Origin of the sequence: Macromonas nakdongensis (genome assembly GCF_002837145.1) — a bacterium.
Classification (GTDB): domain Bacteria; phylum Pseudomonadota; class Gammaproteobacteria; order Burkholderiales; family Burkholderiaceae_C; genus Macromonas_B; species Macromonas_B nakdongensis.
In genome coordinates this window covers 1-1,327 of the sequence record NZ_NWMV01000179.1, presented here as the reverse complement: position 1 = coordinate 1,327, position 1,327 = coordinate 1, and the positions used below count along the sequence as shown (strand labels likewise).

Annotated in this window: 3 protein-coding genes; all 3 read right to left on the bottom strand. The window is 73.9% G+C overall.

Translation table 11 applies throughout. From position 1 onward, the window contains the following. Positions 1–279 (bottom strand): CinA family protein (locus CON77_RS15035; protein WP_439650592.1); only part of this gene is annotated, 279 nt, incomplete at its 3' end. A gap of 61 nt (positions 280–340) precedes the next feature. Beyond that, positions 341–859 carry a phosphatidylglycerophosphatase A family protein gene (locus CON77_RS15030; protein ID WP_232788567.1) on the bottom strand — a complete coding sequence of 173 codons (519 nt, stop codon included), beginning with the start codon at positions 857–859 and terminating at the stop codon, positions 341–343. Next, a partial coding sequence (locus CON77_RS15025; RefSeq protein ID WP_500778845.1) for an NUDIX hydrolase occupies positions 856–1,327 on the bottom strand: 472 nt, incomplete at its 5' end. The genes CON77_RS15025 and CON77_RS15030, both read right to left, overlap by 4 nt.

The following is a 1,327-nucleotide window of genomic DNA, read 5'->3' as shown; positions in this document are numbered from 1 at the left end:
CTGCGCCCCAAGGGCGATGGCGCGGCCCACCGGCTCGCTCACCGCGCCGTGGGCGGTGATGAGGCCTGCCGGCACGTCCAGCTGGCTGGTTTTGGCCGCGTTGGAGTAGGTGACCCAACCCTGCTCGAACCAGTCGCTGGAGCCGCCGAGCGCGGTGCAAGCGGCGGCGATCAGGCCGCCGGTGCAGCTCTCGGCGGTGGCCAGGCGCTCGCCGCGCCCGCGCAGCCGCTCGGCCAGGGCAGCCAGCACCGGTGCGGTGTCGGGCGCCAGCCACAGCAGCGGATCGGCGGCGCCGATCGCAGACACGGCAGAGGGCTGGGGCCAGGTCATCGGACGCCGCTCACCAGAAGCGCCACAGGGCGATCACCAGCAGGGTGCAGAAAGCGGCCACCAAGTCGTCGAACATGATGCCCCAGCCGCCACGCCAGCCGCCGCCCTTGAAGGCCTGGTCGGCCCAGCCCACCGGGCCGGGCTTGGCCGCGTCGAAAAAACGGAACAGGCCGAAGGCCACGGCCTGGCCCAGCAGGCCCATGGGCATGGCCAGCCACAGCACCAGCCAGAAGGCGACGATCTCGTCGATGACGACGTAGCCCGGGTCGGCCACGCCGCAGCGGCGCACCGTGGCCACGCTGGCCCACCAGCCCAGCAGCAGCCCGCCGCCGATGAGGGCGGCCCAGACCCGGTCTGGCGGCGCCCACAGCGCCTCGATGACGAGGAAGGCGGCCCAACCCCACAAGGTGCCCACGGTGCCGGGGGCTCGACGGCTCAGGCCAGAACCGAAGCCCAGCGCCACCAGGTGCGACAGGTGGGCGACCAGGAAGCGCCAGGTGGGCGCGGTCAACGGCGCGGCGGCGCTCACCGGAACCACCCGTCAAAGCCATCAAAGGGCTCGAAACGCCGCTCCACCAGGCGCAGGCGGGTCGGTCCGGGCAGGGCGCGCGCCGGCTCGGGGTGCAGCGGGTCGCCGGGGTAGCACATGGCGCGGTGCTCGCCGTCCATGAAGTGCTCGGGCAGGATGAAGGGCGGGCGCCGCGTCAGCGCCTCGGCCCAGGCGCTGGCGCTGTCGGCATGGCGCGCCAGTTGCGCCAGGCCCATCAGCTGCGGCGGGATCAGGCCGATCTCGCCGGCCCAGTAGCGCTCCAGCGCGGCACGCGGGGCGATCCAGAGGGTCTCGACGGCTTCGTGGTCGTCGTGCACCGCCTGCTGGCCGTCAGGCAGCCGGGCCAGGAAGAAGCGGGTATCGAAGCGCGGCGTGCCCACCGGCGGGTTGCGCGGAGTGACCCAGCGCGACCAGGGCTGGAGGCCGCGGGTCTGCCAGCGCAGGCCG